The sequence below is a fragment of the Halosimplex pelagicum genome (assembly GCF_013415905.1).
GTDB classification, from domain to species: Archaea; Halobacteriota; Halobacteria; order Halobacteriales; family Haloarculaceae; genus Halosimplex; species Halosimplex pelagicum.
On record NZ_CP058909.1, the window covers coordinates 1,626,639 to 1,650,062 of the forward strand.

General features: G+C 71.6%; 29 protein-coding genes. 11 read left to right on the top strand and 18 right to left on the bottom strand.

Annotated features, from left to right (window positions below):
* Positions 1-34: 34 nt before the first annotated feature.
* A complete protein-coding gene (locus tag HZS54_RS08050; RefSeq protein ID WP_179921712.1) occupies positions 35-1,540 on the top strand; it encodes an arylsulfotransferase family protein in 1,506 nt (501 codons plus the stop codon).
* A 28-nt stretch (positions 1,541-1,568) separates the two neighbouring features.
* On the opposite strand, the gene HZS54_RS08055 is transcribed toward HZS54_RS08050, so the two are convergent.
* From HZS54_RS08055 to HZS54_RS08075, 5 genes are all read right to left on the bottom strand, one after another.
* Complete coding sequence (locus tag HZS54_RS08055) at positions 1,569-2,639, bottom strand: DUF7350 domain-containing protein (RefSeq protein WP_179921714.1); 1,071 nt, start codon at positions 2,637-2,639, stop codon at positions 1,569-1,571.
* 80 nt (positions 2,640-2,719) lie between these two features.
* Positions 2,720-4,030, bottom strand: a complete 1,311-nt coding sequence (locus tag HZS54_RS08060) for a DUF7405 family protein (protein WP_179921716.1) — start codon at positions 4,028-4,030, stop codon at positions 2,720-2,722.
* A gap of 55 nt (positions 4,031-4,085) precedes the next feature.
* Positions 4,086-4,598 (bottom strand): winged helix-turn-helix transcriptional regulator, encoded by a 513-nt coding sequence (locus tag HZS54_RS08065; protein ID WP_179921718.1) that lies wholly within the window; start codon positions 4,596-4,598, stop codon positions 4,086-4,088.
* Between the two features lie 2 nt (positions 4,599-4,600).
* Positions 4,601-4,939 (bottom strand): DUF7471 family protein, encoded by a 339-nt coding sequence (locus HZS54_RS08070; RefSeq protein WP_246391843.1) that lies wholly within the window; start codon positions 4,937-4,939, stop codon positions 4,601-4,603.
* A 79-nt stretch (positions 4,940-5,018) separates the two neighbouring features.
* On the bottom strand, positions 5,019-6,488 hold the full coding sequence (locus HZS54_RS08075; protein ID WP_246391845.1) for a hypothetical protein: 1,470 nt from the start codon (positions 6,486-6,488) through the stop codon (positions 5,019-5,021).
* Positions 6,489-6,591: 103 nt separating this feature from the next.
* Here HZS54_RS08075 and HZS54_RS08080 point away from each other — a divergent pair, with 103 nt between their 5' ends.
* Positions 6,592-7,818 carry an outer membrane protein assembly factor BamB family protein gene (locus HZS54_RS08080; RefSeq protein WP_179921720.1) on the top strand — a complete coding sequence of 409 codons (1,227 nt, stop codon included), beginning with the start codon at positions 6,592-6,594 and terminating at the stop codon, positions 7,816-7,818.
* Between the two features lie 14 nt (positions 7,819-7,832).
* Here the strand turns inward: HZS54_RS08080 and HZS54_RS08085 are convergent, their stop codons facing one another.
* Positions 7,833-8,684, bottom strand: a complete 852-nt coding sequence (locus HZS54_RS08085; RefSeq protein ID WP_179921722.1) for a ZIP family metal transporter — start codon at positions 8,682-8,684, stop codon at positions 7,833-7,835.
* A gap of 78 nt (positions 8,685-8,762) precedes the next feature.
* Between HZS54_RS08085 and HZS54_RS08090 the strand changes: the two genes are divergently transcribed.
* Positions 8,763-9,419, top strand: a complete 657-nt coding sequence (locus tag HZS54_RS08090; protein WP_179921724.1) for a rubrerythrin family protein — start codon at positions 8,763-8,765, stop codon at positions 9,417-9,419.
* 386 nt (positions 9,420-9,805) lie between these two features.
* Here the strand turns inward: HZS54_RS08090 and HZS54_RS08095 are convergent, their stop codons facing one another.
* Entirely contained in the window at positions 9,806-9,949 is a 144-nt protein-coding gene (locus HZS54_RS08095; protein ID WP_179921726.1) for a hypothetical protein, read from the bottom strand.
* A gap of 137 nt (positions 9,950-10,086) precedes the next feature.
* Here HZS54_RS08095 and HZS54_RS08100 point away from each other — a divergent pair, with 137 nt between their 5' ends.
* The gene (locus tag HZS54_RS08100) at positions 10,087-10,518 is read left to right on the top strand and encodes a dCTP deaminase/dUTPase family protein (protein ID WP_179921728.1); all 432 of its coding nucleotides are present in this window, start codon (positions 10,087-10,089) and stop codon (positions 10,516-10,518) included.
* 19 nt (positions 10,519-10,537) lie between these two features.
* Here the strand turns inward: HZS54_RS08100 and HZS54_RS08105 are convergent, their stop codons facing one another.
* Positions 10,538-10,714, bottom strand: coding sequence for a hypothetical protein (locus HZS54_RS08105; RefSeq protein ID WP_179921730.1), 177 nt, complete (start codon positions 10,712-10,714; stop codon positions 10,538-10,540).
* A gap of 61 nt (positions 10,715-10,775) precedes the next feature.
* Positions 10,776-11,003, bottom strand: coding sequence for a DUF8066 domain-containing protein (locus HZS54_RS08110; RefSeq protein ID WP_179921732.1), 228 nt, complete (start codon positions 11,001-11,003; stop codon positions 10,776-10,778).
* 109 nt (positions 11,004-11,112) lie between these two features.
* On the opposite strand from HZS54_RS08110, the gene HZS54_RS08115 reads away from it, so the two are divergent.
* Positions 11,113-11,556 (top strand): GNAT family N-acetyltransferase, encoded by a 444-nt coding sequence (locus HZS54_RS08115; RefSeq protein ID WP_179921734.1) that lies wholly within the window; start codon positions 11,113-11,115, stop codon positions 11,554-11,556.
* Between the two features lie 105 nt (positions 11,557-11,661).
* Positions 11,662-12,048 carry a 30S ribosomal protein S6e gene (locus HZS54_RS08120; protein WP_179921736.1) on the top strand — a complete coding sequence of 129 codons (387 nt, stop codon included), beginning with the start codon at positions 11,662-11,664 and terminating at the stop codon, positions 12,046-12,048.
* A 120-nt stretch (positions 12,049-12,168) separates the two neighbouring features.
* Here the strand turns inward: HZS54_RS08120 and HZS54_RS08125 are convergent, their stop codons facing one another.
* Positions 12,169-13,341 carry an inorganic phosphate transporter gene (locus tag HZS54_RS08125; RefSeq protein WP_179921738.1) on the bottom strand — a complete coding sequence of 391 codons (1,173 nt, stop codon included), beginning with the start codon at positions 13,339-13,341 and terminating at the stop codon, positions 12,169-12,171.
* Positions 13,342-13,499: 158 nt separating this feature from the next.
* Here HZS54_RS08125 and HZS54_RS08130 point away from each other — a divergent pair, with 158 nt between their 5' ends.
* Positions 13,500-14,621 carry a hypothetical protein gene (locus tag HZS54_RS08130; RefSeq protein WP_179921740.1) on the top strand — a complete coding sequence of 374 codons (1,122 nt, stop codon included), beginning with the start codon at positions 13,500-13,502 and terminating at the stop codon, positions 14,619-14,621.
* Positions 14,622-14,653: 32 nt separating this feature from the next.
* Here HZS54_RS08130 and HZS54_RS08135 read toward each other — a convergent pair whose 3' ends face one another.
* Both HZS54_RS08135 and HZS54_RS08140 read right to left on the bottom strand, forming a co-directional pair.
* Positions 14,654-15,355 carry a DUF5828 family protein gene (locus HZS54_RS08135; RefSeq protein ID WP_179921742.1) on the bottom strand — a complete coding sequence of 234 codons (702 nt, stop codon included), beginning with the start codon at positions 15,353-15,355 and terminating at the stop codon, positions 14,654-14,656.
* Positions 15,355-15,576, bottom strand: coding sequence for a DUF8007 family protein (locus HZS54_RS08140; RefSeq protein ID WP_179921744.1), 222 nt, complete (start codon positions 15,574-15,576; stop codon positions 15,355-15,357). The genes HZS54_RS08135 and HZS54_RS08140 overlap by 1 nt, the downstream gene beginning before the upstream one ends.
* A 167-nt stretch (positions 15,577-15,743) precedes the next feature.
* On the opposite strand from HZS54_RS08140, the gene HZS54_RS08145 reads away from it, so the two are divergent.
* On the top strand, positions 15,744-16,385 hold the full coding sequence (locus HZS54_RS08145; protein WP_246391847.1) for a DUF8052 family protein: 642 nt from the start codon (positions 15,744-15,746) through the stop codon (positions 16,383-16,385).
* Here the strand turns inward: HZS54_RS08145 and HZS54_RS08150 are convergent.
* The 5 genes from HZS54_RS08150 to HZS54_RS08170 form a co-directional block, all read right to left on the bottom strand.
* Positions 16,382-18,250 (bottom strand): carbon starvation CstA family protein, encoded by a 1,869-nt coding sequence (locus tag HZS54_RS08150; protein WP_179921746.1) that lies wholly within the window; start codon positions 18,248-18,250, stop codon positions 16,382-16,384. The genes HZS54_RS08145 and HZS54_RS08150 overlap by 4 nt on opposite strands.
* 200 nt (positions 18,251-18,450) lie before the next feature.
* The gene (locus tag HZS54_RS08155) at positions 18,451-19,422 is read right to left on the bottom strand and encodes an ArsA family ATPase (RefSeq protein ID WP_179922973.1); all 972 of its coding nucleotides are present in this window, start codon (positions 19,420-19,422) and stop codon (positions 18,451-18,453) included.
* A 49-nt stretch (positions 19,423-19,471) separates the two neighbouring features.
* Complete coding sequence (locus HZS54_RS08160; protein ID WP_179921748.1) at positions 19,472-19,786, bottom strand: DUF7990 family protein; 315 nt, start codon at positions 19,784-19,786, stop codon at positions 19,472-19,474.
* A gap of 156 nt (positions 19,787-19,942) precedes the next feature.
* Entirely contained in the window at positions 19,943-20,167 is a 225-nt protein-coding gene (locus tag HZS54_RS08165) for a hypothetical protein (protein ID WP_179921750.1), read from the bottom strand.
* Positions 20,168-20,252: 85 nt separating this feature from the next.
* On the bottom strand, positions 20,253-20,663 hold the full coding sequence (locus HZS54_RS08170) for an SRPBCC family protein (RefSeq protein WP_179921752.1): 411 nt from the start codon (positions 20,661-20,663) through the stop codon (positions 20,253-20,255).
* Positions 20,664-20,800: 137 nt separating this feature from the next.
* On the opposite strand from HZS54_RS08170, the gene HZS54_RS08175 reads away from it, so the two are divergent.
* Complete coding sequence (locus HZS54_RS08175) at positions 20,801-21,367, top strand: hypothetical protein (protein ID WP_179921754.1); 567 nt, start codon at positions 20,801-20,803, stop codon at positions 21,365-21,367.
* Between the two features lie 103 nt (positions 21,368-21,470).
* Positions 21,471-21,917 (top strand): thiol-disulfide oxidoreductase DCC family protein, encoded by a 447-nt coding sequence (locus tag HZS54_RS08180; protein WP_179921756.1) that lies wholly within the window; start codon positions 21,471-21,473, stop codon positions 21,915-21,917.
* 4 nt (positions 21,918-21,921) lie between these two features.
* Here the strand turns inward: HZS54_RS08180 and HZS54_RS26440 are convergent, their stop codons facing one another.
* Positions 21,922-22,053, bottom strand: a complete 132-nt coding sequence (locus HZS54_RS26440; RefSeq protein WP_281377743.1) for a hypothetical protein — start codon at positions 22,051-22,053, stop codon at positions 21,922-21,924.
* A gap of 272 nt (positions 22,054-22,325) precedes the next feature.
* Here HZS54_RS26440 and HZS54_RS08185 point away from each other — a divergent pair, with 272 nt between their 5' ends.
* Positions 22,326-23,411, top strand: a complete 1,086-nt coding sequence (locus HZS54_RS08185; protein WP_179921758.1) for a flippase-like domain-containing protein — start codon at positions 22,326-22,328, stop codon at positions 23,409-23,411.
* The last annotated feature ends 13 nt before the right edge of the window (positions 23,412-23,424 follow it).

Genomic DNA, 23,424 nt, shown 5'->3' on the forward strand with positions numbered 1-23,424 from the left:
CTTATTCGCGAACGAGGCGGAGCAACGTGCCACGATGGACGTATCGCGCGGCAGCGCCCTGGTCTTGCTCGGCGTCGGCCTCTTCGTCGCGACGATGGTCGTCGGCGCCGCGACCGCCCCCTCCGGGTCCGCCGGCGGCGTCGACGCCCCGGCGACGCCCGCGCCCTCACCGGACGACACCGCGGCCCCGTCGGACCCCGACGCCACGGCCGCTCCGACCGGCACGCCCTCGTCCGACGAGCCCCAGACGCTCGTCGGCAACCAGGGCGGCTGGGTGACCCACGGCAGCGTCATCGCCTTCGACGGCCGGTCGGTCGCCTGGCGCAACACCCAGGCCGACGGCTACTTCGAGGTGAGCCGGCTCGACAACGGCACCGTCCTGGCCGCGTTCGCCAACGAGAGCTCCGAGGACTGCGGCGATCTCTCGGCGCCCTGCGCCCGGACGGGCTATCGGATCATCGAGCCCGGGAGCGGAGAGATCCTCTCGGAGTACAGTTTCCCCGTCGGCTCGATCACCAACAGCGAGGTCCACGCCGCCGACGCCACCGGCGACGGCGGCATCGCCTACGTCGACATGGACGCCGAGCGGGTCGTCGTGGTCGAGAACGGCACCGAGGTCTGGGAGTGGCGCGCCAGCGAGCTCTACGAGGCGCCCCCGGACCCGGCGAGCCGCGACTGGCTGCACATCAACGACGTGGACGCCATCGGCGACGGCCGCTTCCTCGTCTCGGTTCGCAACGCCAACCAGCTCCTGATCGTCGAGCGCGGCGAGGGCGTCGTCGAAGTCATCAACGAGGACGACGGGACGAGCGACGCCAACTGCCTCTCGGACGAGCGGCTCTACGACGCCGACGGGGACGGCGACGTGCGCTGTGGCGACCCGAGCGTCATCAAGGAGCAGCACAACCCGCAGTGGCTCGGCGACGGCGCGGTGCTGGTGGCCGACAGCGAGAACGACCGCGTGGTCGAGCTCCACCGCACCGACGACGGCGACTGGGAGCCCGTCTGGGCGGTCGACAGGGCCGGCGGCATCCAGCTGACGTGGCCCCGCGACGCCGATCGGCTCCCCAACGGCAACACGCTGATCGCCGACTCGCGCAACCGGCGCGTGATCGAGGTTGACCCCCAGGGCGAGATGGTCTGGAACGTCTCGGTCGGTGCCGCCGCCAAGTACGGCCCCGGCATCGTCTACGAGGCCGACCGGCTCCCCTACGGCGAGTACGCGGGCAGCTACGACGGCGGCTCGACGCCGACCGACGCGGACGGCACCGCCACCGAGGGCGGCGCCGCGACGTCGACGAAGACGCCCCTGCCGCGGATGACCGCCGCGAACGGCTCCGCCGCCCTCACTGCCCCCGACGACGAGATCCCCCTCCTTTCGGAGGCGGTCGCGGGCCTCCAGGGAACCTTCGCCTGGGTCCCCATCTGGTTCGGCGAACTCCACCTCGCCGCGACGGCGCTCGGACTCCTGTTCGTCCTCGTCGGCGGCGTCGACCACCTGCTTGCGGCGCGGAACGTCTCGCTGCCCGGACGGGAGTAACGAACGGAGCCGCCACCGGGCAGAAGTCCTACTCCTCCACGGTCATCGACAGCTCGTCGAAGGACACGAACGCGGTCTCGTACCCCTCGTGGCGGGCGATCTGCGGGATCGCGTCGACCGAGAGCGTCAGGTCGTCGCCCGACTGCACGTCCGCGACGGCACCGTAGTGGTATCCCAGATCGGGGTGGACGGTCGGGGTGAGCGAGCCGTCGTAGCGGTTCGTCCCGTCGCCGCTGACCGTCGCCGACAGCGACGCCTGCGGGATCGGGTAGCCGTTGTACGGCGTCCGCATCGAGACGGCGAGATACGAGCGGTCGCCCTCGGCGGAGATACCGGCGGGCGGCGACTCCAGTCGCGCGACGACGAAGCGGGCGTCGCCACTGGTGCCCTCGCCGACGACGGTCCCCGGCATTTCCCCGGGGGCGGGCGTCGCGGAGACGGGCATCATGTCCATCGACATGGGGTCGAGCGCGTCGCGCTCGCCCTGGCGGTCGGGCAGTCGCTCGTAGGAGATCTCTTCGAGGGCGGACTGTGAGAACTCCAGGGAGAACGAGGCGCTCCCCAGGTCGCCGAAGCGGTCGCGGAGGGCGCCGGCCCGACGGGTCGGCAGCGGCGGGACGGTGACCTCGATGTCGTAGGTGCCCGCGCCGTCGAGTTCGAGGTTGTCGCCGGCGTGGACGCCCATGTTCTGGGAGATCATCGGCCACAGCGACTTGCCGCTGGTGAGCGTCTCGCCGTCGAGCGTGATCGTCGCCGTGACCGAGCCGTGCGGGAGGACGGTCTCCGTCTCGGGGTCCCAGACGGTCGTCATGAGGTGCAGCGAGTCCGAGCCCTCGATGGTGACCTTCTCGGTGCTGTCCCCGCTGACGAGCCAGAAGCGGTGGGGGTAGCTGTAGGTCAGCGCGACCCGAAAGTCACCGGCCGAGGCCATCCCGACCATCTCCATCCCCTCGACGTGGCTGGGGACGTAGACGGCGTCGGGGCGGTCCTCGACCAGCGGCGGCGACCGCGCCGAGCGCGTCTGAAAGAGCGACCGACACCCTGCGAGACCCACCGACGCCGCGGCAGCGCCCGCGGCGAGGAAGCGTCGTCTGTGCATGTCCGGCCCTAATCGCTATACGCAAAAGCGGCTTCTGGTTGGGTTCTCGAAAGCGGGCGGCGGCCGTCGGGCGACGTCGGTCACTCGCCGGGGCGGGGCGTCGGGAGCGCGCGCGACTCGCGGGGCGGGAGGAGGTAGTTGCCGCGCCGGCGGACGTTGATGTACTGGAGGATGCCGTTGTTGGCGCGCTGTCCGACCGCGCCCTCGGCGGCGGCGTCGGTCCCGTTCATCGCCTCGCGGGTGTTCACGAAGTCGGCGATCGACTCCTGCAGGGCGAGGAAGTGCAGGCCGGCGCGGTCGCCGTCCGTCGAGTCGAAGTCCCGGCGGAGCATGACCGGGCGGCCGTCTTCGCGGGCGCGGGCGTTCTTCTGTGCGTGGCCGACGACGCCCTTGCGGGCGTCTTCTTCGACCGTCTCGGCGCAGCCGCCGACGCCGCTGGAGTTTCCGAGGTTCTCGCCGGTGCCCTCGATCACGTCATTGTCGGCGTGGGCCGGACAGAACATCGACGCCTCGCGGTGCTCGCGGCTGTCCTGCTCGTACCACTGGGTGAGGTTGAGGTCCATCGACGAGACGTGCTGGGTGGTGCCACCGGCGAAGGGGCCCTCGGCGATGGTCACGCGGTCCTCGGTCGCCTGGGTCTTCTCGAATCCCGACTTGAAACCCATGTACAGCGGCGACTCCTCTGGGACGGGCTCGGAGTCGGGGATCCCCGCCACGTCCTGGTTCTCGGCGGGGAGCCCCTCGCCGATGAAGCCGGTCCGGCGCGCGCGGCCGTCCTCAGCGAGGGCGGCTCGCTCGAAGACGCCGTCGAACGTGGCGTCCAGCTCGCGACCGTTCACCGCGTCGCGCTCGCCGAGCAGCCCCTCCTCGGCGGCCAGCAGGGCCGAGCCGTAGTCGCTGGCGAGGTGGACCACGGCGTCGGGTTCGTCCGGCACGGGGTTCTCGAAGGGCGCGAGCGGTTCGGGCTCGGGCAGGTCGACGGTCTCCGGGAGACTCCCCTCGAAGCGCTCGAAGTAGGCGGGGGCGTAGCCGATAGTAAAGAGGAGGCCCACGTCCCCCTCGTCGGTGCTGCGGGGGTAGGCGCGTTCGAGCGACCGGAGCGCGGTCTCGACGGTCTCGCGGTCCGAGTCGGCGGGCGTCCCCTCCCCGGCGTAGTCGAGATAGATCAGGAGGTGGTGTTTCGGGGGCACGTCGTTGCCGTGGTCGTCCGTGCGGAGGGCGTCGTTCCAGGCGTGCTGGCGGTCGGGGAGCGCCGAGAGGTCGTCGGGGCCCGTCGGGAGGTCGGGGTCCTCCCGTCCCAGGCAGGCCGACAGCGCCGCGGACCCGCCGATGGCGACGGCGGCCTTGACGAACTCCCGGCGCGAGACCCCGCGCTGGCGACTGGGTGGCATCGGCGACACTAGCGACTGGTCCGACAAGGGGGTTCTGGTCGGCCAGTCGAAAGCCCTACTCGGCGAGGAGGCGGTCGACCAGGCGGGTGAACCGGTCGACGAGCTTCTCGGGCAGCGACGGCTCGACCGTCCGGAGCAGTCGGGCGGTCTCCTCGGGCGCTTCGAGGGCGAGCGTCACGCGGCCGCGCTCGTCGCGGCGCTTGGCGACGAGGTCGAGGTCGACGAGTCGGTCGAGGTGCCACTCCAGCGTGCTCCGGGCGACGCCGACGCCCTCGGCGGTCTCGGCGGCGGGTGTCGGCCCGTTCCGGAGGAGGAAGACCACGATGTCGGCGGCGGTCTCGCGGTGGAGGACCGCGAGCGCGCGCCGCTCGAAGGCGTCGCAGTCGGGCGGGTAGTAGTGGGTGCGGCCGTAGAGGTCGGCGGCGACGACGCGGTCGTCGAGCTTCCGCAGGTGGTACTGGACCTGCCCCGGGGCGAGGTCGAGCCGGCGGACGAGTTCGCTGAAGTAGACGCCCGGGTTGTCGGCGACGTGCTCCGCCACGCGGGCGCGAGTGTCGTTGTCGGGCATCGTTACAGCGGCTCCTCGGGGGCGCTCGGAGCTGCCGAGCGCGCGTAGTAGATGGCGCCGAGCAGGAAGGTCGCGAGCATGGCGTCGAGGGCGTGCTCGGCGAAGTGGTGCAGGCCGGCGTCGAGCGGGCCGAACATCGCGAGCGCGGAGACGAGCGTGCGGGCGAGCAGGGCGGCCAGCGCGAGCACGACGAGCAGGTACGACCGCGAGCCGCGCTGGCCGAGCGCCGCGACCGCCAGCGCGAGCAGGAGTCCGGAGCCGACGCCCGCCAGCAGGTGGACGCCGAGCAGGCCAGGGTCCGGCGAGGGCGCGGCGTGGGCGACCGGGCGCAACGGTGTCACACCTCCAGTAGTCGCCGCGCGCACCTAAGTCGGTCGCTTCCGGGTCGCGCGTGGTCCGGCAGCCGCGCCGCTCGGCGGATCAGGCCGCCAGCGGTCGCGAGACGATCCACAGCGACAGCATCGTGTACCCGACCATGACGAGGACGAACGGCGCGTGGCCGCGCCGGGCCGCCCCGCGGCCGCCGTACCGGCGGGTCGCGACCCGATGGGCCGCGACGACGGCGACGAGGTGGCCGGCGACGACGAGCGCCACCTGCGACAGCCAGAACAGCTCGACCGACAGACCGGCGAGCGGCCTGATCGGGTCGCCCGCAGTGCCGAGCGCCAGGTCGCGGACGACGGCGACGGTCGCGCCGAGGTTCGTCGCCACGAACGGGTAGTTGTGCGCCACCTCGTAGGCGGCCGCGATGGGGATCACCGTCGCACCGAACGCGGTCGCGGCCGCCGTCGGATCTGCCGACGACGGGATGGCTCCGGTGCCGAGGCGCTCGGCGAGGGCGGCCGCGAGCGCGAACGACACCAGGAAGACGGCCAGCCCCGACGCGTAGAGCGCGACGCTCGCGACGCCGACGCCGAGCGCCTCGCGGGCGGGGTCGAGTAGCGAACGGTAGGCTCGGGTCGCGGTGAACCCGTCGAAGCTGACGGTGTAGACCGCGGCGACGACGAACGCGACCAGCGAGGTGTTGCCGAGCGGTCGGGTCACCCCGCGCCACGGCGGGCGGACGGCGAGGGCGACGCTCCCGTCGTCGCGGCGGCGGACGGCGAGCGGCGCGATCCGGCCCAGCAGGTCGAACAGCACGGTGAGGGCGTCGGCGCGGGCGAACCACTCGCGGCCGAAGGCGACGCTCCCGACGAGCATCGCGACCGCGTAGGCCGCGGCGACGGCGACCGTAATCGACGGCGAGCGCGTCGCGACGGTCAGGTTCTCCAGCACGCCGACGCCGAGGACGAACCCGGCGACCGCGGGCCAGGCGCCGAGGCGCTCGGGGTACGAGCCGGCGAGCGCGATCTCCCGCCCCTCCAGCGCCACGAGGCCGTCGTACAGCGTCTCCCACGGGGAGAGGACGCGCCACGGCGACCCGACGAGGACGGCGAGCAGGCCGACGCCCTTGAGCACGAGCGGCCAGAGGACCAGCGTCGCGAGGTTCTCGGCGGCGACTTGCCGGCCGAGGATGCCGTGTGCGAGCGCCCCGACGAACAGCGCGAGGAAGCCGACCCGGGCGACCGTGACGATCGGGCGCGCGACTGCCGCCGGGACGCGGGCCAGCGGGCGGTCGGACGGCTCGGGCGCCGGCTGGCGAGCGGCCCGCTCGGAGCCGCCGGCGCGACGGTCGGCGACGCCGAGCCACAGCGCCGTCAGGCCGACCGTCGCGCCGGCGCCGACGAACAGCAGTTCCAGCGGGACCGGCGCGGTGAACTCACGCGCGACGATCTCGTGAGCGCTCGCGACGCCCGCAGAGGCCGCGAGCGCCACCGTCGCGAGGGCCGCGGCGAGCGCCCGCCGGATCGCTCGGGGACGCCTCGTCCGGTCGTCGCCGCGGAGTGCCATACACGGGACTCGGCCGAGCGCGGGCAAATGGCCTGTGGTACGCCGCTCGAATCCCGGCGGCGCGTCGGAAGGGCTTTGCCCGTCCGATCCCGAGACGGGGACGATGCGGACTCGCACGGCCGCCGCGTTAGCGCTTCTGGTCCTCGCCCTGTCGGGCGCCGGCGCCGCCGCGCTCTGGGCGCTCCCCGGCGGGGGCGGCGGCGCGCTGACGGAGCTGTGGATCAGCGACACCGCGCGGGACAACGAGTTCAACCACCACGGCGTCGGCGCCGCCGACGGCGTCGTCGTCGCGCCGGTCACCGGTCTCCAGGGCCAGGACGGGCTCACGCGTCGCTCGTGTTCGCTGAACCGCCTCGACGCCGCGAACGGGAGCGTCCGCTGGTGGGTCGGCGTCCCGCCCGAGCGGTGTTTCAGCCACGCCCTGACGAAGCCGACCGTCGCCGACCTGAACGGCGACGGCGCGCTCGAAGTCGTCGCCGGAACGACCGAGAACGCGACCGTCGCGTTCGCGGCGAGCGACGGCCGGGAGCTGTTCCGGGTCCCGACGCGGGCGTACGGCTACGCGCAGCCGGTCGTCGCGGACGTGACCGGCGACTCGGCGCCCGAGGTCGTCGCCAGCGACATCTCCGGCGACACCTTCGTCGCGGCCGCCGACGGGTCGGTCCGCTGGCGGGGGAACGTCTCCGGGCTCGTCTACGCCTCGCCGGTCGTCGCCGATCTCGACGGGGACGGGGACCGAGAGGTCATCGTCGCGGGTCGCGAGGAGACGGTCGCCTTCGAGGGGGACGGGACGGTGCGCTGGCGCCGGGACGTGGGGGCCAACGACGCCGCGGCGGCGACCGTCGACGGCGAGGCAAGCGTGGTCGTCGTCGGCAACGACGGCGTCGTCGCGCTCGACGGGGCGACGGGCGAGCGTCGCTGGAACCGCTCGGCCGAGGGGTCGCCCGCGATGGGCGCGCTCGCCGACGGCGACGGCGACGGGGCGCCGGAGGCCTACGTGAGCGAGGCGGGGAACGTTCTCCGGGCGCTCGACGCCGCCGACGGGAGCGAACAGTGGCGGACGCGCCTCGCGACGAGCGAGGGGTCGGTCACGCCGCCGGCGGTGCTGGCGGACCCGAACGGCGACGGCTCGTCGGAACTCGTCGCGGTCACCAACGGCGGGACGATCGCCGTCCTCGACCCGGCGACGGGCGCTGAACGGGCCGCCTATGAACGGGACGTGCCGGTCTGGACCGGCGTGACGCCCGCGAACCTCACCGCCGCGCCCGGCGATGAGCTGCTGGTCCGCTACGGTGACGGCCGCGTGGTGGCGCTGGAATACGGCGGCTGACCCCGCCGGACGGGCTACCCCAGCGACACGTCCAGATACAGCATGACGACGACGCCGACCATCGTCCCGACCGTCGCGACCCGCTCGTTGCCCCGGAGATGGGTCTCGGGGACGATCTCGTCGCTGATGACGAACAGCATCGCGCCGGCGGCGAAGCCCATCGCGTAGGGCAGGATCGGCGCAGCGAGCGTGACCGCCAGCGCCCCGAACAGCACGAGCGGGATCTCGACGAGCCCCGAGCGGATGCCCGTGACCGCCGCGTAGAACCGGCGGTCGAGCCCGGCGTTGACGGCGGCGACCGACACCGCGAGCCCCTCCGGGACGTTCTGGATACCGATGGCGAGCATGAGCGCGACCGCGCTCCCGATCGACGCGTCGCCGGCCGCCGCCGAACCGAACCCGACCCCCACGGCCAGCCCCTCGGGCATGTTGTGTAGAGTGATGGCGAGGATGAACAGGACGACGGAGGCGAGGCGGTCGTCGTCGATGGGCAGGTCGTCGCCGGGGTCGGCCGCGTCCTCGCGGCGCTTCCCGGTCAGCAGGTAGTGGGCGTGCGGGACCAGCACGTCCGCCCGGTCGAGCGCGAGCGCGCCCAGGAGGACGCCGCCGAGCACCGGCAGCGGGCTCCCCCCGGGCGTCGCCTCGATCCCCGGGAGGATCAGACTGGTGAAACTCGCCGAGAGCATGACGCCGGCGGCGAAGCCCAGCGCGCCGTCCAGCGCCCGCTCGGAGGGGTCGCGCCAGACGAACACCAGCGACGCGCCGAGGAGGTTGAGCCCGGCGATGACCAGCCCGCCGACCAGCGCCTGCACCACGAGCCGCTGGTTACCGAGCGCCTCGACGAGCATCTCGACCGGTCCGGGCATTGCTGAATCGGGCGACGCGGGCCGCTCACATAAAGGTCGGCCGTACATATACCTGCGCGCCGCCCCAACGGGCGAGATATGAACGGCCAGCAACTCGTCGAGGCGGTCCGCGAGGCGCAGGCGACGGAACTCGATCGGCTGGGGTCGGACAAGTACCTCATCGCCGCGACCGGCGCCGACCTCGAACGGGCGCCGGTTCTGCGGTCGGTCGCCGAATCGGCCGCCAGCGGCCGCGACACCTTCTCGCGGTGGGCCGACGAGGCGACCGGCGACGCGGCGTCGGCCTTCCAGACCGCAGCCGACACCGAGACCGCGCAGTTCGACCGCGTCGTCGCCTCGCTGGCCGAGTTACCGAACGACGACGCCGACGCCGCGGCGACTATCGACGGGACCGACGCGCCGTTACACGCCGCGCTGGCCGACACCGACGGGACCGTCGAGCGGCTGGCGGCGGGGTTCGTCGGCCGCCCGCTGGTCGCCGACCGGACGCTGCTGCAGGCCGTCAACTTCTTCGTCAACGAGGCCGACGAGGAGCGGGCGGATCTGGCGCGGGAGCTGCGCAGTGACGCACAGGGGCGGCTCGACGAGGGCGTCGCCCTGCTCGATTCGGTCTGCGAGACGGACGCCGACTGGGAGCGCGCCCAGAGAGGGGCCGAACGCGTGGTCGAAGCGGCCTACGAGGAGTACGCGACCGCGCTCGAAGCGATGGGCGTCGACCCGAAGCCGGTTTGCTAAACCATCTTTTTCGCGGAGGGGTGGGCAAACCGCGCCCACCCCTCCGTCTGCTCACGGGCGGCGAAGCCGCCCGTTCGCATGGTCCGAGGGACCTCCGGTCCCTCGCTACCAAAAACATGGGTGAAAAAGGCCGCTCGCGCCGACGGCGCGAGCGGTGAACCGGCGCCTCCGGCGCCGGATGCTACCTACAGTTGATGTAGGTAGTGGTGCGGTCGGCGCGTGCTGTCGCGCGCTCTCGTGCGCGCGACGTAGCCGCGCGAGGGATGAGTGAGCCGAAGGCGAGCGAATCGGTTGGGGAGGTTCGTGGCCGTCTACGGTGCTGTGCGGGGCGGTTTGCGGTTGCGGTGCCTGGTGGACTGAAAGGGCGAGGCGCGCTCGCGTGCAGTTCAGTCGCCTGAGCGGGCACTATCCGCGCGGGCGGTGCGGAGAGCGCGGATATCCCGCTCAGCGACCGCGAGCGCGTCGAGGGCTTTCATCACCTGCTGTCGACTGCGGTCGAGCAAGCTAGCGAGCGCGGCGAGGGCTTTCATCGCTCACCGTCAAGTGCGGTCGTTGTCGGTCGACTTGCTTTCACAACCTATCCAACAGAAACAACCGATACACGAGCACATCGAACCGAACATCGACCGGCCCCACGCTTTTGCCCGGAGCGGTCGGAGACTCGGACATGACGGACCTGACGGCGTTCGTCGACGGCATCGTCCACGAGCCGACTCAGACCGAGGGGCGCGGGCTCGACCTGACGGCGACGGAGGTCTACGAGGTCGCCGAACCCGGCCGCATCGACTTCGGCGGCGGCGAACTGGAGGCCGCGGACCTGCAACCCCACGACAGCCAGTTCCGGAACGAGGACGACGACTACGAGTGGTGGCACCTCGACGCGGGCCAGTACCTGATCGAGTACAACGAGTCGCTGGCGCTGCCCGAGGATACGATCGCACGGGTACAGACGCGCGACGCCGTGGTCGCCCGGGGGGCGTTCCACCCGACGCTGGAACTGTCGGAACTCGGTCGCGTGCCGCTGTCGGTCGGCGGCGCGGGGCTCGGGCTGAAAGAGAACGCGCGGGTCTCGACCGTGGTGGCTGTCGAGCGGGACTGACCCCGTCGAATCGACGGCGCTACGCGGGGACGGCCCGCCGGGACAGCCCGTAGGCAACGGCAACGACGACCAGCGGGGCGACGGCGAACAGCAGCGACCCCTGGATCACGACCGCGTACCAGCACAGGGCGGCGTAGGCGAGCGCGCCGACGACGAGCCACGGCCCGGGGATCAGTCGCGTGAACGGTTCGGCCATACCGGGCCGACGCTCGGGACCGATAAAATTCTTTTCGACCGACAGGACCGTGCCGAGTCGGTCACTCCCGTTCCATCTGTTCGGCGATCCGCTGGACGCCGTCGGCGATCGCCTCGACGGCGGCCATGATCCGCCACAGCAGGTACGCGCCGATCAGGAGGACGCCGGGTAACACCCCCAGCAGGATCGCACCCTGGACGAGCAGGGCGTAGGCGATGACGAGCAAGTAGGCGGCGCCGAACGCCGCGAGCAGTTCGCGCGGGAGCGACGGCGGGGACCAGCCGGACATGGACGGTCGTTCGGAACGACCTGTCAAATAGTTTCGTCCGGCCCACCGTCGCGTCGGTGCGGACCGCCCGTTTCATGTCCGGTGCCCCCGCAGATCGAACCGAACGCCGATGGCCACGGTCAGATCCGCTCGACGGGACGAACTGGAGGACCTGCTCGAACTGTACCGGCAGCTCAACCCCGACGACCCGGAACTCGCGCCCGAGGCGGTGGCGGACCTGTGGGAGGAGATGGTCGCCGACGAGACGCTCGACGTCGTGGTCGTCGAGCACGACGGCCGGCTCGTCGCCACCTGTCTGCTGTCGGTGACGAGGAACCTGACGCGGGGCGCGCGGCCGTTCGCCCTGATCGAGAACGTAGTGACCCGCGAGGGCTATCGCGGCGAGGGATTCGGGACGCAGTGCGTCGAGGGAGCGGTCGAGCGGGCGCGCGAACGGGACTGCTACAAGGTGATGCTGCTGACCGGCTCCGACCGGGAGTGGAAACACGACTTTTACGAGTCCTGCGGGTTCGACGGCGAGGCCAAGACCGGGTTCACGCTCGATCTGCGGTAGCGCCGGGAGCGAGGGGACGGACCGTGCGAACGGTTGGCTCGGCGGGGACAGCGACGGACGGGGCGTTCCGACGGGCTTTTGAACGCGCGCCGAGTTCGACCGGGTATGGCAGATTTCACGGTCGCCGTCTCCGACCCGGAGGACGGCCGCACCTACCAGGTCGAGATCGACGGACAGGACGCCAACCGGTTCATCGGTCGCGAGATCGGTGAGGAAGTCGACGGCGGGAGCGTCGGCCTCTCGGGTTACACCGTCGAGATCACCGGCGGCTCCGACGAGACCGGCCGCCCGATGCGCGACGACGTGCGCGGCACGGACCTCAAGCAGATCATGCTCGAAGGCGGCACGGGCTACGAGCCCAACCGCGACGGCGAGCGCAAGCGCGTCACCGTCCGCGGCCGCGAGGTCGGCGAGGCCACCCGCCAGATCAACGCCCGGATCGCCGAGCGCGGCGGCGAGGACCCCGCCGACCTCCTCGGCGACGACGAGTAAGCTCGCGACCGGCCTCCGGTCGAGGCGACGCTGTGTTCCCTTTCTCTCGGTGTGGTGCGTGTTGACTCACGTCGAAGAGCGGCAGTAGTCCGCGGATCGCCCCGTTCGGCGAGAGCCGAGTCACAGCACGGCGTCGACGGCGGCGAACACGCCGTAGCTGACGCCGAGCGCCAGCACCAGCGAGCCGACCCAGGCGGCGACGGTCTTGAGCATCTTCTCCTTGCTGACGGCGCTGTTGCCGGCGGCGTAGCCGCTGCCGATGATGGCCGAGACGATGATCTCGTTGAACGAGACGGGGATGCCGAAGAAGACGGCGGTCTGGGCGATGGCGAAGGAAGGGATGAGCGCGGCGATCGACCGCCGCGGCCCGAGCGAGGAGTAGTCCTGCGAGATGGCCTTGATCATCCGCGGCGCGCCGGTCCAGGAACCGACCAGGAGGCCGAGGCCGCCGCCGACGAGGACGGCGACGATGGGGAGGTCGAACGGGTCGAGCAGCGGGACCAGCGGACCGATCGCGAGGCCGACCTGGCTGCCGCCGGCGGAGAAGGCGACGAGGCCGCCCAGCACGAGCAGGAAGTGTCGCTGGCCGCGGGCGCTGTCCTCGCGCACGTCCCACCAGAGCGCGAAGGCGGTGCAGACGGCGACCAGCAGCGAGACGGCCGCCCGGACGGCCAGCGGGGGCGCGCCGATGGCGCCGACGGCCGAGGAGACGAGCGAGGCCTGCTCGCCGGGCGGGCCGAGGAAGACGAACTCGACGTTGGCGAGGATGACGCCGACGAGGCCGGCCAGCGCGGGGACCGCCAGCCGTTCGGGGACGCCCTCGCTCCTGAGCAGGCGTGCGGTGGCGTAGGCGATGCCGCCGCCCACGAACGGGACGGCGAGCCACAGCGCGGCGATCTGGCGGTACTTGGCCCACGCGGGGTCGCCCCCCAGCGCGAGGCCGACCCCGACGACCGCGCCGGTGACGGTGAACGCCGTGGCGATCGGGTAGCCCGCGAAGACGCCGATCGCGACCAGCGTCGCGGCGGTCAGCAGACCGACCACGGCGGCCGTCGGCGAGAGCGTGACGCCGCGGATCAGTTCCTGACCGACCGCTTCGGTGACGTTGGCACCCTGGAAGACCGCGCCGGCCAGTCCGAGGATGCCGACAATAAATCCGGCACGCATCACCGAGATCGCGTTGGCGCCGACGGCCGGCGCGAACGGGGTCGACCCCGAGGACCCGGCCCCGATCGCCCACGCCATGAACAGACTCGCCGCCGCCGCGATCAGCAGTATCCCCAGCGATGCCATCTGGCCACGGCTAACGGGGGTCGGTATAATAGCCTGCCGACTGCGGCAGCGTTGCGTCCGCGACCAGGTCGTTTCGGGTGCTCGCGACCGGCCGCGACCGACGCGGCTGCGGTCAGCTGTTCGTAACGGTTATAATCTGACATGTATACGGACCTACCATGCAACGACAGTGGGGGCGGCGCGAGTTCCTCGCGGCCGGGGTCGCGGGGCTCGGGGTCGGGACTGCGGGATGTACGAGTCCGTTCGGGTCGTCGGACGGGCCGGACGTGTCGAGCGTGGCGTTCTCGTTCGCCTACCGACCGACGGCCGACGGCGGGCCGGCGGTCCGGATCGAACACGCGAGCGGGGACGGACTCCCGGCGGGCGAGGTGCGGATACGGACGAGCGACGGCGACAGCGCGCTGTGGAGCGAGCTGGGGTCGACCAGCGAGCGAGCGGACGAAGACGTGACGACCGGGGCGACCGCGCGCGTCGGCCCCGACGTGGTGAACTGGCCGAGCGCGGTCCCGCCGACCGAATCCGTGAAGGTGCTGTACGTCCCGGGCGAGCAGTCGGTGACGGAACTGGACCGGTTCGACCCGCCGACGCCCACGCCGACTGCCACCCCGATGCCGACGCCCACGGATGCGCCGACGCCCACGGAGACACCGACGCCGACGCCCCATCCCGGGTTGGTCACCGGCTTCGAGGGCGACGACCTCTCGGCGTGGAGGGTGGCCGAGCGCGGTGCGAGCGGGTCGGCCACGTGGTCGGTCACGAGCGACCACCCCGTCAGCGGCGAGTACGCGGCGGTGTATCGCGGGGACAGGCAACAGGTGCTCGCGTCGGTCTCGGGGCTGGACACGTATCCGTCGCGCGGCGACACTGTCGAGTTCCGCTTCTACAAGGACAGCGCCGACGCGACCGGCTGGTTCGGCTTCGGCGTCCAGTCGGTGGCATACGAGGCGGGGTACAGACTCAGGGTCCGCAACCACAACTGGGCGAACCACGCGGAGACGGCGAAGCTCGCCCGACTCGACGGAACCGAACGGGAGAAGACGGTCCTCGACACGGCCGACTACGAACCCGCCGCCCACGCCGGCGAACGCCTGCGGTGGGAGGTCCAGTGGGGCGACCCGACGATCGAGGTCCGGGCTTTCGACAGCGAGGGCGAACGACTGGTGTCGCTGTCGGCGGCGGACGAGACCTACGACGGCGGCGGAGTGGCGATCGCGGCCAACGCCTCCGATCCAGCGACGGTGTACGCCGACCGCATCCGGATCACCGACTCGTCGGCGTAGCGCGGACCGGCAGAACGGAGGCGCGCGAACTGTCAGGTCGTCTCGGCGTCGGCCTCGGAGTCGGGGTCGGGCGCCTCGACGCCCTCGGCGGCCTCGGCGGCCTCGGTGACCTTCTCGGTGTCGACGTGCCAGCGGTCGACCGTCGACTCGTAGTCGGCCAACTTGTTCGACACCTTGATCTTCAGGTCGTCGTCGTTGACGTTGATCTCGAAGACGTACTCCGGGCGGTCGTCGCCGTTGACCCGCTGGAGGTTCGCGCTGACGAGCTCGTTGTCGAAGTAGTAGGGCGCGATCTGGGTCATCACGTTGCGGTAGACGGCGTCCTCGACCTTCCGGACGGCCTTCCGACCGGCGGAGTCGGCGGCGCGAGCGACGTAGTCCAGCGACTCGCCCCACTTGTCGACGGCCTCGTCGGTCTCCTCGTCTTCGAGGTTCTCGTAGGACTCGGTGAGCTTCTCGCCAGCCTTCTGCAGGTCCTCGTCGGGGTCCTTGCCGGCCTTCTCGCCCTCGCCCTCGGCGACGCTGGCCTGGTCGGCGGTCTTCTCGTTGACGTCCTCGTCGAGTCGCTCGTGGCTCTTCGGTCGCCACTCGTCGAACTCGTCGAGGGCGGCCAACGACACGCCGTCCTCGCCGTCGTCGCGCAGGTCCTTCAGCGCGCGGACGATGCGCTCGCCGTGTTCGACGGCGTCGACCCACCCGCCGCGGGTCTTGAAGCCGGAGACGCTCTCCTCCATTATCGCCCGTAGGTGATCTTCGTCGCGAGTTGGTCGATCCGACGCTTCGCCCGGCCGAGCAGGACCTGGGGCGCGGCGGCGCGGCGCAGTCGGTCTTCGGGGACCTCGATGCGGGCGTCGCCGAACGGGTCGCGGTCGCTCCCGTCGTCGCCTTCGCTCGCGGCACTGACGACGCTGGTCATGCTGCAGCGACCGCACGCCTCGGTGTCTTTCGGAGCCATCGATTCAACGGTGGTTCGCGCTCGGCGTGGTTAAACTTCACCCCTCCGCCCCGGGCGTGGGAGACGTTTTTACCGCCCGGGGCCGACAGGCATGGTATGGAGTACCATCACGGGGTAGCGGGGGCCCCGGCCGTCGCCGACGGCCCCACCGCCGGGGGAGCCGAACCGTGAGCGACCGCGAGGAGCGCGGCCCCGACGGGGCCGACGAGGCCGCAGCCGCGGAGCTGGACGAGGCGACCGCGACCGGGGAGGCGACGCCCGAGGACGTGCCGGTCTGGGACGACGAGTACGTCGAGCGGGTGAGCGGGCGGCTGCTGCACAACTTCGACCTGGAGAAGGAGCGGACGGTCGCGGGGGAGTCGTTCACGCTGTACGGGCGGATGGACATCGAGAGCCGCAAACAGCTGTTCCACGCGGCGCTGAACTACGCGAACCACGACTCGACCGAGCACCTGTTCGTCGCGCGCCGGGACGGCGTCGGCGTCGCGGATCTCGAAGCGCTCGTCGAGTGGGCCCACGACCTGGCCGACGAGTGGATCGACGCCGACGAGGAACACTTCAGTACGGACTTCACGGTGGCGCTGGTCGTGCCGCGGATTCCCGAGGCGGTCCGGGAGTTCGTCGAGGGGTTCAAGGACCGGACGCTGATCAAGTACGGCTACTACGGCCACTACGAGGTGAATCTGGTCGTCGTGGCACCGGACCGGGAAGAAATCGCGACGAGCCGGGCGACCGACCTCGACCGGGCGTTCGCGCTGTGGGCCGAGCCGGAAGCGGAGTCGTCGGGGCTGTTGAGTCGCCTGTTCTAGTCGTCGCCGGGCTCGACGCCGCCGCCTCCGCCGCCGGAGCCGACGATGGCCTCGCGGTCGAGGCCACCGCGGGCCTCCCGGATGTTGTTGTAGCTGAACCAGACGAGCCCGAAGATGAGCCCGACGAGTACCAGCGCGATGACGCTCTGGAGGGCGAGCGACGCGGCCCCGACGAGTCCGCTGTACTCGCCGGCCAGGAGCGCGGTCGGGTTGCGATAGAGACCGATGGTCGCGAGCGCGATGACGGTCACCGCGAGCATGAAGACCAGCGGTACGCCGGTGCTGACGAGCTGTTTGTTGTCGTCCCAGTTGGCGAGCCAGACGGTCGCGACCAGCAGCGCGAGCGCCGCGAGCGCCTGGTTGGCGCCGCCGAACAGGGGCCAGATGTTCGACCACTGGCCGGAGGCGACGAGGAAGTAGCCCGCCAGCGAGAGGACGCCGGCGTTGACGTAGCGGTTGGTGACCGTGCGTTCGAGGTCGGTCTCGGGGGTGCCGACGATCTCTTCGAGCATGTAGCGGCCGAGTCGCATCGCGGTGTCGGTGCTGGTCAGCAGGAAGCTGACGAACACGAGGCCGATGAACGTCGCTGCGGCGGTGACCCCGACGCCGAAGACCGTCAGCAGGGCGCCCCCACCGGCGGGGAACGTGACGAGCGCGGAACTGAGCGAGTCGCCCGCGCCGACGACCAGCGAGACGGCGAGGATCGCGGTGATCGCGAGCAGGCCCTCGCCGAGCATCCCGCCGTAGCCGATGAGCCGGGCGTCGCTCTCCTTGTTCAGCTGCTTGGCGGTCGTCCCCGAGGAGACCAGCGAGTGGAACCCGCTGATGGTCCCGCAGGCGATGGTGACGAACAGGAACGGGAACAGCGCACCGAGTTCCGGATGGATGAAGCCGGTCCAGCCGGGGATCTGCGTCGTCAGCGACGTGACTTGCACGCCCTCGATACCGGCGGAGGCGACGTTGATCGTGATGTCGGTGAAGCCGACCACGGTCCCGACGATGGCGCCGAGGATCATCCCGCCGACGCCCGTGTACAGCAGGCTGGAGGTGAGGAAGTCACGCGGCTGGAGCAGCACCCAGACGGGCAGGACGCTCGCGGCGAAGGCGTAGAGCACGGTCACGAGCACCCAGCCGGCCATGTTGGGGTTGGTCGCGTTCGCCATCGGGAGGAACTCGCCGCTGCTCCCCAGCAGGACGATCGTCTCGGCCGGCAGCCCCTCGCGGGCGAACAGCGCCACGGGGTACTCCAGGCCGACCCAGACGCCGCCGAACACCAGCGCCACGAAGGCGACGGCGCCCGGCAGGAAGGGGCCGTTCAGCTGGTAGAGGTACACCCCGAAGAGGATCGCCAGCGCGATGTAGACGAACGACGCCGTCGCCGTCCACGGGAAGGCGTCGAACACCAGCCCGATCAGGTAGGCGAACGCGGCGATGACGAGGATGATCGTCAGGTACGCGAACCACAGCAGCATGTCCTTGCCGCGCTCGCCGACGTACTGGCCGATGATGTACCCGATCGACTTGCCGTCGTGACGGACGCTGGAGGACAGCGACATGAAGTCGTGGACGGCGCCGAACAGGGGGTTGCCGACCGCGACCCAGATCACCGCCGGGATCCACCCGAACGCAGCCGCGGCCGTGATCGGCCCCGCGATCGGCGCGCCGCCGGCGATACTCGAGTAGTGGTGGCCGAGTAAGACCGGCTTTTTCGATGGGACGTACTCCTGTCCGTCGTCGTATTTGTGCGCCGGTGTCTCACGGTCGTCGTCGAGTTCGACGAACCGGGCCAGGTACCTCGAATACCCGAGATACCCCGCCGAGAACGTTGCCAGTGCCGCTATCGCGAGCCACATCACCTGTACCATGTGTTGTCACCACACACCGTACATCACGAAAGAACACCATAAAACTTGAAGATTATGATATACTATATCAGACACTTACTGGGAGTAAAACGGCGGTACGAGCGACCGTGCCAGGTCAGTGCGCGGTCCGGTACCTCTCTCGGGTGGGTGCGGTGTTACCTGCGTTATAGATCCGGCGGCGAGCGCGGCCGGTTCCCGCCTCACGCCTCGGCGGAGGCCACGTCGACGTCGACGGCGAGTTCGTCGGCCACCGCCGCGAGCAGGTCGCCTTTCACCTCGCGGACGCGCGACTCGACCTCGGCGACGACCGGTTCGTCGAACTCGCGGTCGATCTCGTCGATCCGCTCGCGCTCGGTCGCGACGCGCTCGCGGAGCCACGTGGCGCCCCGGCCCCGCTCGTCGTCGTCGGGCGCGGGCGTCACCCTGTTGACGACGAACCCCTCGACTCCCAGGTCCTGCTCGGCCACCTCCGCGACCGCCCGCTCGGTCTCGCGGATCGACAGCTCGTCGGGGTTGAGCACGACGAAAAACGCTGCGTCCTCGCGCAGCGTCCGGCCGGCGAACTCGAACTTCTCCTTGCGGCCCTGCAGGTGGGCGATCAGCGGGTCCTCGTCGAGCTTCCGTCGGGCCTCCCGGCCGCCGACGGCCGCCTTCTCGAACAGGTCGACCGACTTGGTCCGCTTGGCGACGAGCCGTTCGATCCACTCCCCGAGGAAGTCCGGCAGCGCGAGCAGTCGCAGCGTCCCCCCGGTCGGCGACGTGTCGAAGACGACGCGGTCGTAGTCGTCGGCCTCGCGCATGACCTGGACGAATCGGTCGAACAGCGCGGCCTCGTATGCGCCCGGCGTCCGGTGGGCGAGTTCGATCTGGCGGTCGATCTCGTTGACGATGGCGGCGCTGACCTGTTCGTTCATGCGCCGCCGGATCTCCCGCATGTGCCGCTCGACCTCCTCGTCGGGGTCTACCTCCATCGCCCACAGCCCCTCGTGGCCGTCGACCGCGCTCGGGTCGTCGCCGAAGGCCTGGTCGAACACGTCGGCGGTGCTGTGGGCCGGGTCCGTCGAGACGACGAGCGTGTCCAGCCCCGCCTCGGCGCATTTGAGCGCGTAGGCGCAGGAGACGGTCGTCTTGCCGACGCCGCCCTTCCCGCCGAAGAAGACGAACTTCTCCACGGTCAGACCGCCTCCGGTGTGCGGTCGCATCGGGTGCTGGTCCCCGCCATCAGTGGAAGTGGTACTGCTGGCCCTTGCGTTCGAGCAGCGACCCGCGGTCCCACATGCGCCGCTCCCAGTCCTCGAACTCCTCGGCGAGGTACGGAAGGAGTTCGACCGTGTAGTACGACGCCGGGCTCGGGATGCCGAAGGCGTCGGCGAAACAGGCGAACAGGAACGTGTCCTCCACGTCCTCGGCCTCCTTCTCGATCTTCTCGAAGGAGGGATGCTCGACCATCCCGTGATAGAGCCCGTGGAGCCACTCCTCGACCCACTCGCGGAACGACGCGATGCGCCGGGCGAGCGGCCGGTCGCCGTCTATCATGAACGTTTGTAGCAGACCGTCGCACTTAAAGATAACAGCGGGGCGGCGGGCGTCGCCCGGGCGACGCGAACGGGACCCGTCGTGGCTCCCCCGATCCCATGGGTTCGGACGGATCCGGGCGGACCCGGGCGGACGGTCTCGACCCGGCGGCTCCACTCAGCAGGCGCAGCCGGTCGACGCGGCCGAGCGCTCGAACGACATCTCGTCGCCGCAGACGGGGCACTGGGGCGAGCCCTCGCCCGCGGCGTCGAGGTCGAGGACGCGCTCGTCGCAGTCGTGACACCAGTAGGCGCCCTCGGACTGCCGGGCCGGCTCCTCGCCCCGTGTGGGATTCCGCGTCGAGGCGCGGAGCAGTTCCGTGACGGTGGTGAACACACCCATGGGCGTCCGGATGTTTCAGCTCCAGTGACATAATCGTCCGCCGGTCGTGCGAGCGCGACGCACGGGCGCGGCGACGCCACTCCGTCTATTCGAGGTCGTCGGCGAGCCGGTCGAGCGCGCGGTCGAGTTCGCCCCGGCGCTTCCAGACCGCGACGCGGTCGGTGACGGCCGCCAGCGGGAGCCCCAGGCCGACGCCCGACCGGGCGGTGACGAGCGTCCCCTCGTCGTCGGCCGCCCAGGTGAGGTCGGTCCACATCTCGTCGAACGGGCCGGCGTCGCCGACCTGCTCGTAGCGCAGGCCGCCCTCCCGGGCCTCGAACCGGAGGGCGACACCGACGCCGCGGGCCCCCGCTGTCACGAAGGTCGTCTCGTCGCGCTCCTCGATGTCGTGTACCTCGAAACTGCCCTCGTACTCGACGACGACGCCCGGTTCGAGCGCTCGCCGCACCTCGGCCGGCGTCGCGCCGACGAACCGCTCGACCGTGACTTCTCGCATCGACCCGTTCGTCGGGGCCGCGGGGCTTAAGCGCTGGCCCGGCCCCCCGTACCGGGCGGACGCGCCGTCACGTCCGTCGGTCCGTCGGTCTCGCGGGGAAATCCTTACCAGCGGGGCGTCCGTTCGGTCGGAGACATGTGTGGGGCCCGAGTGCGCGACGGCGCGTCGAGCGGCGACCGACCGACGAGACGGGGACGGCCGTGACCGACCCCGCTGGCGGGCGTGACGATTCGGACGGCCTCACCCGCAGGGCGGCCCTGGCGGCGGTCGGCGCCGGGGCGGCGACGGGGCTCGCGGGCTGTCTCGGCGGCGGCCGCGAGACGGTCGTCCTGACCGGGATGGAGCTGTACAACTGGACCGGCGCCTCGATCACCGTCGAGATCACACTCTCGGCCGACGGGTCGGAGCTGTTTGCGACGACCGAGACCGTCGCGAACGACTCCAGCACCAGAATCACCCGCGACTGGTCGGGCGAACCCGCGGCCTACCGGCTGCAGGTCGACCCCGTCGACGCGGACCTCGACGTGGACGCGGAGCTACCGGACGGCACCTGGGCCCGCGGGCGGTGCGCCTGGGCGGAGGTCGACTTCGGCAGCCCCAACCGCCAGCGAGAGCCCGGCGGCGCGACGGAAGCGTACTCCGCCAGCGCCCAACTCCGCGAGAACGACGAGGGCCCCTTCGGCGAGCAGTGCCCCTCGGAGTGACCGCGGCGGCGTCCCGGAACCGGTCCCCGTCGCCCCGGAGTCGGGCCCAGGTCGCCCCGACGGTGCGGGGTGTTTCAAGTGCGTCGCCCCCGTAGCGTGGGTGATGGCCGAGGACATCCCGCGGGACAAGCCGATCTTGTTGTTCGACGGCGTCTGCAACCTCTGCAACGGGTCGATCCAGTTCGTCATCGAGCACGACCCCGAGGGCGTCTTCCGGTTCGCGCCGCTGCAGTCGGCTGCCGGCGAGCGGTTGCTGGACGACGTGGGTTTCGAGGACTACGACTTCGACACGTTCGTCCTCGTCGACGGCGACGACTACTACACGAAATCGGAGGCCGCACTGCGGGTGGCGAGCGAACTGGAGTTTCCGTGGTCGCTCGCCGGGGTCGGGCGCGTCGTGCCGCGGCCGCTCCGGGACGCCGTCTACGATACGGTCGCGAGCCACCGCTACGCCGTCTTCGGCAAGAAGGCCCAGTGCATGATCCCCTCGCCCGAGATTCGCGAGCGGTTCGTCGAGATGAGCGACGGGCGCGCCGAAGCCGACGACTGAGTTCTCATTCAGTCTCTTCACGGGTCGCTCTCGCCCGTTCGAACAGCTGCTTCGCGAAATAGACCGCGAACAGGAGGACCAGCGCCGCGACGAACCACTGGTCCGGACCGACGGTCGGCGTGACGAAGTCGCTCACGGGTCGACTGACCGAGCCACCGTCGTAAGTCTCTCGAACACGGCCGGTCCGTCGTCGCGGCTCTGCCCCCCTGTCCGTCGGTCCGGCGTGGCGAGGGCCGGCCGCTGCCCGCGTCACAGTTATCACCGTGTATCCCCAAACGCGGGTACCATCTCGACGGGTACGCGGGACGGGCGATCGCACATGTACGGGCACTATCAGCGGCGTGCGGACGGACGGCGGCGACCGACCGACGGCGGCGGTCGCGAGTCGACGCGGCGGTGGGTGGTCGCGTGAGTTCCGCGCTCGGCCGTTCGGAGCGCTCGCTCGGGCGCGCCGCGCGCAGGGCCGTCGCGGTGATCGCGACGCTGGCGGCCGTCGTCGGCGCGGTCGCGGTCGTCGGTCCCGGGGCGATACGGGCGGCGCTGGCCGGCGCGGACGCCGGAACGGTCGCGCTGGTCGCCGGCGTCGCGGTCGCGGTGCTGGTCGCCAGGGGCCTCGCGCTCCGCGTCCTGTTGGATATTCTCGGCCACGACGCCCCGGTGACTCGCGTCCTCGGCGCGTACGTCGCGACGACGGTCGTCAGCACGGTCGTCCCCGGCGGTCAGGCCGGGGGCGCGCCGGTCAACGGCCTGCTCGTCGCGCGCTCCTCGGCGGCCGACTACGAGGACGGCGTCGCCGCGGTCGTCGCCGTCAGCGCCCTCACCAACCTCCTCGTCGGCGCGTTCGGCGTCGTCGGCGTCGGCTACCTGCTCGCGACCGCGGGGACGGCGAGCGCCGACGTGGCCCCGCTCGCGGCCGTCGGCGTCGCGCTCGTGGCCCTGGCCGCGGCGGGCGCGGTCGGCCTCTGGCGGGTCCGCGACCGCGCGACCGAGCGGGGCGTCTCGCTGGCCGCCCGGCTCGCCGCCGCGCTCCGGGTCCTCCCCCGCTTCACCCCGCCGGACCGGGCGGCCATCGCCGAACGGGTCGGCCGGTTTCGGGCCGCGCTGGCGCGCCTGCGCGGCGGGTCGCCCCGGCAACTCGCGACGCTGGTCGGCCTGCTCGCCGTCGCCCACGCGCTGACGGTCGTCGCGCTGTGGCTCTCCTTCCGGGCGGTCGGCGAGTCGGTCTCGGTCGGCGTCCTGCTGGCCGTGATCCCGGCGGCGGTCGCCGCGGCGGTCGTCCCGGCGCCCGGCGGCAGTGGCGTCGACGCCGCGCTGGTCGGCCTGCTCGTGGCCGGCACGAGCGCCGTCGCCCCGGTCGCCGGGGCGGCCGTGCTGGTCTACCGCGTCGCCACGTCCGGACCGGCCCTCGTCGCCGGAGGGGGCGCGGTCGCCGTGATGGCGTCGCTCGGGTGGCTCCGCGGCGCCGACCACGGCGCCGCCGCTCGCGAGGACTGACCGACGGCCACCG

Excerpts from the sequence above, each read along its gene's own strand:
- HZS54_RS08050 (WP_179921712.1), top strand. The coding sequence starts at position 35 with ATGGACGTATCGCGCGGCAGCGCCCTGGTCTTGCTCGGCGTCGGCCTC.
- HZS54_RS08055 (WP_179921714.1), bottom strand. The coding sequence starts at position 2,639 with ATGCACAGACGACGCTTCCTCGCCGCGGGCGCTGCCGCGGCGTCGGTG.
- HZS54_RS08060 (WP_179921716.1), bottom strand. The coding sequence starts at position 4,030 with ATGCCACCCAGTCGCCAGCGCGGGGTCTCGCGCCGGGAGTTCGTCAAG.
- HZS54_RS08065 (WP_179921718.1), bottom strand. The coding sequence starts at position 4,598 with ATGCCCGACAACGACACTCGCGCCCGCGTGGCGGAGCACGTCGCCGAC.
- HZS54_RS08075 (WP_246391845.1), bottom strand. The coding sequence starts at position 6,488 with ATGGCACTCCGCGGCGACGACCGGACGAGGCGTCCCCGAGCGATCCGG.
- HZS54_RS08080 (WP_179921720.1), top strand. The coding sequence starts at position 6,592 with ATGCGGACTCGCACGGCCGCCGCGTTAGCGCTTCTGGTCCTCGCCCTG.
- HZS54_RS08085 (WP_179921722.1), bottom strand. The coding sequence starts at position 8,684 with ATGCCCGGACCGGTCGAGATGCTCGTCGAGGCGCTCGGTAACCAGCGG.
- HZS54_RS08090 (WP_179921724.1), top strand. The coding sequence starts at position 8,763 with ATGAACGGCCAGCAACTCGTCGAGGCGGTCCGCGAGGCGCAGGCGACG.
- HZS54_RS08095 (WP_179921726.1), bottom strand. The coding sequence starts at position 9,949 with ATGAAAGCCCTCGCCGCGCTCGCTAGCTTGCTCGACCGCAGTCGACAG.
- HZS54_RS08100 (WP_179921728.1), top strand. The coding sequence starts at position 10,087 with ATGACGGACCTGACGGCGTTCGTCGACGGCATCGTCCACGAGCCGACT.
- HZS54_RS08105 (WP_179921730.1), bottom strand. The coding sequence starts at position 10,714 with ATGGCCGAACCGTTCACGCGACTGATCCCCGGGCCGTGGCTCGTCGTC.
- HZS54_RS08110 (WP_179921732.1), bottom strand. The coding sequence starts at position 11,003 with ATGTCCGGCTGGTCCCCGCCGTCGCTCCCGCGCGAACTGCTCGCGGCG.
- HZS54_RS08115 (WP_179921734.1), top strand. The coding sequence starts at position 11,113 with ATGGCCACGGTCAGATCCGCTCGACGGGACGAACTGGAGGACCTGCTC.
- HZS54_RS08120 (WP_179921736.1), top strand. The coding sequence starts at position 11,662 with ATGGCAGATTTCACGGTCGCCGTCTCCGACCCGGAGGACGGCCGCACC.
- HZS54_RS08125 (WP_179921738.1), bottom strand. The coding sequence starts at position 13,341 with ATGGCATCGCTGGGGATACTGCTGATCGCGGCGGCGGCGAGTCTGTTC.
- HZS54_RS08130 (WP_179921740.1), top strand. The coding sequence starts at position 13,500 with ATGCAACGACAGTGGGGGCGGCGCGAGTTCCTCGCGGCCGGGGTCGCG.
- HZS54_RS08135 (WP_179921742.1), bottom strand. The coding sequence starts at position 15,355 with ATGGAGGAGAGCGTCTCCGGCTTCAAGACCCGCGGCGGGTGGGTCGAC.
- HZS54_RS08140 (WP_179921744.1), bottom strand. The coding sequence starts at position 15,576 with ATGGCTCCGAAAGACACCGAGGCGTGCGGTCGCTGCAGCATGACCAGC.
- HZS54_RS08150 (WP_179921746.1), bottom strand. The coding sequence starts at position 18,250 with ATGGTACAGGTGATGTGGCTCGCGATAGCGGCACTGGCAACGTTCTCG.
- HZS54_RS08160 (WP_179921748.1), bottom strand. The coding sequence starts at position 19,786 with ATGATAGACGGCGACCGGCCGCTCGCCCGGCGCATCGCGTCGTTCCGC.
- HZS54_RS08165 (WP_179921750.1), bottom strand. The coding sequence starts at position 20,167 with ATGGGTGTGTTCACCACCGTCACGGAACTGCTCCGCGCCTCGACGCGG.
- HZS54_RS08170 (WP_179921752.1), bottom strand. The coding sequence starts at position 20,663 with ATGCGAGAAGTCACGGTCGAGCGGTTCGTCGGCGCGACGCCGGCCGAG.
- HZS54_RS08180 (WP_179921756.1), top strand. The coding sequence starts at position 21,471 with ATGGCCGAGGACATCCCGCGGGACAAGCCGATCTTGTTGTTCGACGGC.